The sequence below is a fragment of the Mycobacterium sp. genome (assembly GCF_039583785.1).
Lineage (GTDB): Bacteria > Actinomycetota > Actinomycetes > Mycobacteriales > Mycobacteriaceae > Mycobacterium.
In genome coordinates this window covers 1-2086 of sequence record NZ_JAVKSG010000192.1, presented here as the reverse complement: position 1 = coordinate 2086, position 2086 = coordinate 1, and the positions used below count along the sequence as shown (strand labels likewise).

Here is a 2086-nt window from a genome sequence, read left to right as displayed (position 1 = left end):
TGTCCGTTCTCATCGAACCTGGGGCATTCTCATCGAATCTGGGGTAAGCGCGTGTCTTTCTCATTGAATCTGGGGCATCGGGCTTAACGTTTATGTGTGCTGACGTCGGCGGTGTCGGCAGGGCAGGTCGTGGCGAGTGTTGCGGACTTGGAGTTCAACACTCGCGAAGGCTGCTTGCGTCAAGAGCTGGGCCGATGTGCCGCGTTGCAGTTTGAGTTGGATTGTCGGCCGGTCCGGAACTTCCCGTCGTTTCGTGGTCAGCGCAATTTTCCCGGTTTGTGGTGGTTCGCCACTACGGGTGCGCATGTTGGCCACGAGTCCTGGGTGGAGCGCGATCAATTGATGGCGCTTGACGCTGATCCGGATGTCGTTGGTGTTCTGTCGCAACCGTTTTGGATTCACTGGCCGGACGGCACCCGGCATGCACCCGACTACTTCGTGCGGCGGCGTGACGGTTCTGTTGTGGTGGTCGATGTCCGCGAAGATGATCGGATCTCTGACGCCGACCGTGATGTGTTCGATCGGTCCGCGACAACGTGCGCGACGGTCGGTTGGGATTACCGCCGTGTCGGCTCCCTTGATCCGGTGTTGAGGTCGAACCTGCGGTGGTTGTCGGGTTATCGGCATCCGCGGATACTGCGGGTAGGTCTGGCGGACCGTCTGTCAGAGGTCTTCGACCGGTCCCGGCCGTTGATGGCCGGCGTGCTGGCTGTTGGGACTCCCGTGGTAGTGCTACCCGTTCTCTATCATCTGCTCTGGCATAGCCGATTGGTTGCCGACTTGTGCAGTACGACGCTTGCTGACTACACGCTGATTACTCTCGGGACTGGTTGGTGAGCTGACGTGCGGACGGGCGTGGTCCGAGTCGGAGACGAAATCCGTTTAAGTGCTGGAGTTTTCACTATCGTCACGTTGTCGTCTGGGTCGGCTCGGCTCATCGACGCGGTCGGTCAGCAGATTATGATGCCGCTACCGCAACTGGTAGCCGATCCGGCGCTGGAGTTGGTGTCGGGGTCGCGTCCGCCGTTGTGTTCTGAGGAAATGCTGGCCGGTATCCCTCAGGCAGCCGTCGAGCAGGCTCGATGGTGGGAGCGCCACATCGTGGAAGTCCTGACCGGCCGCCAGCCCGGGGCCACCCCTGGCGCGCGACCGCGCCCGCAATTCGACACGGCGAAGCGCTCCCTACGTCAACGGGAGCTGGCCAAGCTCGAAGAGTTACGTGCCGCAGGTCACAAAGTGAGCCGGAATGTGTTGCAGCGGCGTCGGTTTTCTTATGAGCGCGACGGACTTTTGGGGGTCGTGGACGGGCGGCACAATCGGCGCCAGCCGGTGTTCGGCCGGGTCGACGAGCGGGTCGTTGCGGCGGTGCGGGATGCCATCGACGGTGAGACCGACCTGTCGACGGGAACGGTGCAGCGTTTGCAGCGAAGGGTCGCAAAGGCATTGGTGGTGACGTACGGCGCCGATGATGCGCCCGCGATGCCGTCGCAGCCGACGTTTTATCGGCTGGTCAAGCGGCTGGCCGAGGGCCGGCACACGTTCGGGTCGGCCCGGACCCGGCGGTCGCTGTCCAAGCAGCCCGATGGCCCGTTCGGGTCGATCACTGTGGTGCGGCCCGGTGAGATGGTCGAAATCGATTCCACCCCTTTGGATGTGCGGGTGGTCCTCGATGACGGCCTGGTCGATCGGGTGGAGTTGACCGGGATGGTCGACAATGCGACGCGCTCGATCCCGGCAGCGGTTCTGCGCCCTACGACCAAGGCGGTTGATGCGTCGTTGCTCCTGGCGCGGGCGTTGACGCCTGAGCCGATGCGTCCGGGATGGGCTGACGCGCTTCGGATGTCACGGTCAGTCCTGCCGCACCACAGCATGACCAGTGTGGATCAGCGCTTGACCGATGCCGCGGCGCGGCCCGTGATCGCTCCGGAGACGATCGTCTGTGATCACGGTAAAGCGTATCTGTCCCTGACTTTTCGCCAGGCGTGCTGCACGTTGGGGATCAATCTGCAGCCGGCCCATCCGGACTGCCCGACGGATAAACCGAAGATCGAACGGACATTGCAGTCGGTGGGCACCCTGTTCGCGC

1 protein-coding gene and 1 pseudogene are annotated in these 2086 nt (G+C 63.0%); both read left to right on the top strand.

What is annotated here, in order from left to right:
* The first annotated feature begins 96 nt into the window (after positions 1-96).
* Positions 97-837: a TnsA-like heteromeric transposase endonuclease subunit gene (locus ABDV69_RS21285; RefSeq protein WP_343577806.1), complete on the top strand. Its 741-nt coding sequence runs from the start codon at positions 97-99 to the stop codon at positions 835-837.
* Between the two features lie 123 nt (positions 838-960).
* Positions 961-2086, top strand: a pseudogene (locus ABDV69_RS21280) (integrase); the annotation flags it as partial.